Below are 4,946 nucleotides of genomic sequence, written 5' to 3'. Positions count from 1 at the left end.
AACGCGCCCCCAGCCTGAGATAATAGTCTCAGGAGGGATGCAAAAAATGAAACCTGATAAACGAAAAACCTTTTCTGATGCCGAAAAAGCATTGTTATTAGAAACATATCAAGCCAGCGGAAAAATGAAAAAAATATGGTGCAAAGAAAATGGCATTGGCCTAAGCACACTGCAACGCTGGCTACGCCAAGAAAAAAATCAAACCCAGATCCAGCCTCTGCAAAACTGGGTTTCCGTAATCCCAACTGTATCCGAAAAATCAAAAGCTCTTGAAATACAAATTGGTAAATGCGTCATTCCCATTGATCATCAGACCGATCTGAATTTTTTAGCGAGTGTGCTGAAAGTGCTGGTCGAAGTATGCTGAAGATATTGGATCAAACTCCCGTATTTTTAGCCTGCGGTGATACAGACATGAGAAATTATGCGAACTCTTTAATTATGGGAAGTGTATCAGTTTTAGTTAAGCAAAATGAAAGTGTTTTTACCAAGACACTTCCCATAATTATTGTACTTGGATCAAACAAGATTTGAAAGCCAGTCCATGAGATCCGCATCCTCCTGCCAAGAAGGATAATCTGGTATATTTAAGTCAATGTACGCTTCTTCAATCGCTTTACGTTTAATTTCGTCGTTTAACCTAGCATAAATTTCTGTACTTGTAACACTTGAATGTCCCAGAAAATCCCTTATATAAATTAGTGGTATACCAGCCTGCAACATGTGGGCTGCTCTCGAATGCCGCAAGACATGGCAGGTGATCTTATCTTTTCTTGTGAAGTTGGGGTTAGCATAAGCACTACGAACGTATTTTTTTAATATGTATGCCACTCCTTTGCGAGTTAATTTTTGTTTCTGCTGATTACAAAACAAAGTACTATAATCCTGTAGTGAACGGCACTTCTGTTCATCCATATATTTCCTTAAAAGAATGCTAGTATTTTTCATTATTGGTACAGTACGGGATTTATTCCCTTTCCCATGCAGATTTACAACAGATGGTTCCTGCAATCGGATATCTTTCATTTGCAGGTCGATAATTTCTTGCACCCTTGCTCCACTATCATACATTAGTGCAATGAGTGTGAGATCCCGTCTTCCTGACTTACTCGCTATATCTGGCTGTGAAAGAAGAATTTCAACTTCATCAAGTGTGAGAAATTTAATAAATGGTTTTGGTGCCTTTTTCATAGGAATTAAGAGAATCCTTTGTATTTCAAAAAGATTATCTGGTGATTCCTTCTGCACATGGCGAAAAAATGAATGCAGCGCAGCAAGTCTTTGGTTTCTTGTTGAAATGCTGCACCCACGTTCTGATTCCAGCCAGTCAAGAAATTCAAGGATTGCATCACATGTGACTATGCTTATCGATAGCTTTTCAGGACGTATTCGATATCGTTTTTCCCAAAAGGTCAGAAACAATTTATAGGTATCCCTATAGGATGCAATTGTATTGTTACTCACATTAAGCGTACCCGGGAGATATTTGGTTAGGAAACCGGACAGGTGTCTTGAAAAATCAGAAGTTTTCATGTGAAATATGATTACCGTTTGAAATTCCGGGGAGGAAATAATCATTTGGTTCTTCAAATTTTCGCATCTTCTCCCAATAAAGACGACACCTCTCGGAAAGGCTTTCTGACATCGGAACTATGCGATCCCGTCCATTTTTAGAATTGAATATGTATAATATATTGCTTTTCAAATCGACATCGGCAATCCGAAGGCGAAGTGCTTCCATTATTCTTAGGCCACATCCATAAACCATCCTGAAAATTACGGGATCCATCTGTTTTCTGTATCCACGGCTTTGAGGAGTTGTTTCCCAATTGTCAATCTGATTGTAAAGCGATTTTAGCTCTGCTTCCGTAAATATATAAGGTATACGTTTGGAATAGGAAAATACTTTCACCGGGGCTTCTGGAGTACCGATATTATATCCGTTTTTTCGAAGATATTCAGTAAAATGACATACCATGCGGAGTCGTTGCTGACGGGTCATTTGGGATTCACTTGGATTCCTATTACAGAACCCTTCAAGAATATCTACGGTGAGCTCTCCTGCTTGAATGTTTAAATCCGCACAGTACCTGTCGAGCTGCTTCATCCATCTTTCTTGAACAGTGAATCGGTATCCAGAGAGATGTTTTTCAGCAATAAACCCTTTTATCATATTGGCATAATTGCTTATATACTCGTAAGGAGGCTTATTTTTCATATTGAAAACACCTCCTCAGGATCAAGCGGACATCTCCTCAATGCTTCAACATTAATTTTAAGATAATGGCTGGGAAACCCAGTTTTGCAGAGGCTGGATCTGGGTTTGATTTTTTTCTTGGCGTAGCCAGCGTTGCAGTGTGCTTAGGCCAATGCCATTTTCTTTGCACCATATTTTTTTCATTTTTCCGCTGGCTTGATATGTTTCTAACAACAATGCTTTTTCGGCATCAGAAAAGGTTTTTCGTTTATCAGGTTTCATTTTTTGCATCCCTCCTGAGACTATTATCTCAGGCTGGGGGCGCATTCACTATGTGGCGATTGTTTGACGCTTACGACGCTTACTTTCTATCCACTATGTTATTAGGCGCTTACATTACAAATTTGCAAAAGATCTTGACGGTACCAAAAAAATATGAAAGGCAGATTCTACTCCACCTCTCATACTTTTTTAAGTAACAGTGCCACCTATTACAATTTATCTATCGAAATTACTATAATATCGCGGCCCACTTATACCATCTTTTTTCAACTTCAGATATTCGTCAGGCCAATTATCTAGTGCTGTTTGTATTGGCTTGAGATCAAATGGAACATGTACAACCAATTCATCCCTTATAATAGGCGGACACAAATCATTATCACATCTGTTTTTTTCGTTAAGATTAGCCGCAATTATTGGAATCTCTTTTTCTAAAGCAACCTCTTGTTCCCATCTGACAAACTTGTGGAGATTTTTTGTTTTTTCCCCGACTAAGACAACCATTACTTTTGTATTATTTAGCCGCTCTCTTAATTTTCGCTTAATTGTGTCTTCTAAACTGCCGTCCCTCAAATTATTGAGATCATGTGCATTGTAAAAGTTGAAATCGTTCCTATCGTCATCTTTCCATTTTAACATTTCTTCATAAGACTCCATATCATTGTCCGCGTCGAAACAGACATATGTCTTATTCCTATAAGTCATGCTACTCACCTTTCTTTTTTTCTGTGTATTGTGGCACTGCTTTTGACACCATCATTGTAAGAAAAATATATGTAGTCACAAACTGCGTAACCGAAATAATCAATCCAGTATTATCATTTGGTGTTAATACACCAGCCCCCTTAATTGCATTCGACATACTGTAATATAGCGCAGTCAAGAACTTATTATATTTTTCCGGCCATCCATCATAATGCGTTGGAAAACACTCTTCGTACAAGTAACCAAAACAAAATACTGAATATGCAATAGCCAAAATTAAATTAACAAAACGCCGCTTCATTCTATCAACAGATATTTGCTCATTTGTTATTGCTCTAACACTCCATATATGATGATAAAAATAAATTTGAAGATTATTCAGAATTAAGTATATTGTAATCGCTATGCAAAAATTACTATTATATCCGAAGCTCCAAAAACAGCAAATTAGAAACCACTTCATAACGATATATACATCAATAATGATATTCGTGTTTCGTAGTTCTATCTCCCGGTTATTAGTTTTTAAAACCTTCTTAGCAAGAGATTTAAACAATTTCACCGCACTTAACTTGTTCATTATTCTCATTAAATACTCTACACAAACAATTATAAAACCATTTACCACTAAAAAATTCCCCTCAAAAAATTCATTTTACTTATTATAATACCACAAATTTCCTTTCAGTTAACGGAATTATAAAATTTTCATCACGCCCCATCACCTTCGACCCCTGCGCCTAATCTTAAAGAAAAATAAAACCACACCCCTGTATTTTCAAGGGTTGTGGTCATTTTTCGCCATCCCAAATGATACGGTTCACCCACAAATAAATTAGATAATAACATGCTTATCCGGGGCAGGCCTTGAAAGTGCCGGTTAGATCTTGATATCTGCTTTAAAAATGTGATCACCGCTAAATAGTAGCCATATTAACTGGCTATTACTTTGCGGTGTTTTTACTTTTGCTGTATTTTGCTGAGCAAAATTGTCGTCGATAACCTCGTCATCTTGGCATTTCCTGATCGGTACTCATATATTCGTCTGCAATATTCCTACTGTTTCGTCTTTACAAATGGTATGCTTTTGGCGAAACAAAAAGAATGAGTTAACTAACCAATGTCATTAAGTTAAGAAAAAGAAACGACAAAGAAACAACGGAAAAGGCAGCGAGATTGAGAAATAATAGTCTCACTGTCTTTTCTGTCTATTTTGAGCACCACAAAAAGACAGATTGCCATCTGCCAATAAAAAAGCTATAGTAAAGGAGAGATTACGCTACACGATATAGAAAGCTTACAGCTGACTTGGGCTTGACTTTGCGAGGGTCACTACGTCCGGGTCTAACAGGAAGAAGGTTTTTCTGTATCAGCATCTCAACGCTGGTTGGAGATATATCTGTATGGAATCGCAAAAAATGCCGACATATGTGGATTGCCAACGTGTAGTTCACTTGGTATGCATGCTTTGTATCTTTTAGCTGAATCACCACATGGATCGTGATGATTTCGCAAAAGTTATAAAGAAGCAGATGGGCAAAGATTTCCTGCTTGATATACTCCAACTTTTTTGCGTGGAAACAACTCAGGCCAATTGCATATTTCAATTCCCGGAAGGACGTTTCGATTCCCCATCGCATAGCGTAGAGTTTCTTGAGTTCATCTGGTGGAAATGTATCTCTGGGCAGATTGGTAATAACGCATTCATATGTATCTGTCGTGAGCGGAAAACGAACGACGCGTAGCGTGATAGGATAGAAAA

General features: G+C 37.8%; 7 protein-coding genes. 1 reads left to right on the top strand and 6 read right to left on the bottom strand.

The genetic code is table 11. The features are described 5' to 3' along the window. Positions 1-367: IS66 family insertion sequence element accessory protein TnpA (gene tnpA, locus BLR65_RS28480; RefSeq protein ID WP_218130683.1), on the top strand; the 367-nt coding region annotated here is incomplete at its 5' end. Positions 368-519: 152 nt separating this feature from the next. On the opposite strand, the gene BLR65_RS28475 is transcribed toward tnpA, so the two are convergent. The 6 genes from BLR65_RS28475 to BLR65_RS28450 form a co-directional block, all read right to left on the bottom strand. Further along, on the bottom strand, positions 520-1,533 hold the full coding sequence (locus tag BLR65_RS28475) for a tyrosine-type recombinase/integrase (protein ID WP_093798173.1): 1,014 nt from the start codon (positions 1,531-1,533) through the stop codon (positions 520-522). Further along, positions 1,520-2,218, bottom strand: a complete 699-nt coding sequence (locus BLR65_RS28470; RefSeq protein WP_093798171.1) for a tyrosine-type recombinase/integrase — start codon at positions 2,216-2,218, stop codon at positions 1,520-1,522. The genes BLR65_RS28475 and BLR65_RS28470 overlap by 14 nt, the downstream gene beginning before the upstream one ends. Before the next feature lie 57 nt (positions 2,219-2,275). Continuing rightward, entirely contained in the window at positions 2,276-2,479 is a 204-nt protein-coding gene (locus BLR65_RS28465) for a transposase (RefSeq protein WP_093798169.1), read from the bottom strand. A gap of 216 nt (positions 2,480-2,695) precedes the next feature. Beyond that, complete coding sequence (locus tag BLR65_RS28460; protein WP_093798167.1) at positions 2,696-3,184, bottom strand: TIR domain-containing protein; 489 nt, start codon at positions 3,182-3,184, stop codon at positions 2,696-2,698. A gap of 1 nt (position 3,185) precedes the next feature. After that, positions 3,186-3,812, bottom strand: a complete 627-nt coding sequence (locus tag BLR65_RS28455) for a hypothetical protein (protein WP_093798165.1) — start codon at positions 3,810-3,812, stop codon at positions 3,186-3,188. A 646-nt stretch (positions 3,813-4,458) separates the two neighbouring features. After that, a partial coding sequence (locus BLR65_RS28450) for a transposase (RefSeq protein ID WP_143122700.1) occupies positions 4,459-4,946 on the bottom strand: 488 nt, incomplete at its 5' end.

The organism is Sporomusa acidovorans (genome assembly GCF_900101845.1).
Lineage (GTDB): Bacteria > Bacillota > Negativicutes > Sporomusales > Sporomusaceae > Sporomusa > Sporomusa acidovorans.
Note: the sequence above shows the minus strand (reverse complement) of the source record. Positions and strands in the feature narration are given on the sequence as shown.

What these genes read in the sequence shown, in the direction of transcription:
- BLR65_RS28475 (WP_093798173.1), bottom strand. Translation starts at nt 1,533, where the DNA reads ATGAAAACTTCTGATTTTTCAAGACACCTGTCCGGTTTCCTAACCAAA.
- BLR65_RS28470 (WP_093798171.1), bottom strand. Translation starts at nt 2,218, where the DNA reads ATGAAAAATAAGCCTCCTTACGAGTATATAAGCAATTATGCCAATATG.
- BLR65_RS28465 (WP_093798169.1), bottom strand. Translation starts at nt 2,479, where the DNA reads ATGAAACCTGATAAACGAAAAACCTTTTCTGATGCCGAAAAAGCATTG.
- BLR65_RS28460 (WP_093798167.1), bottom strand. Translation starts at nt 3,184, where the DNA reads ATGACTTATAGGAATAAGACATATGTCTGTTTCGACGCGGACAATGAT.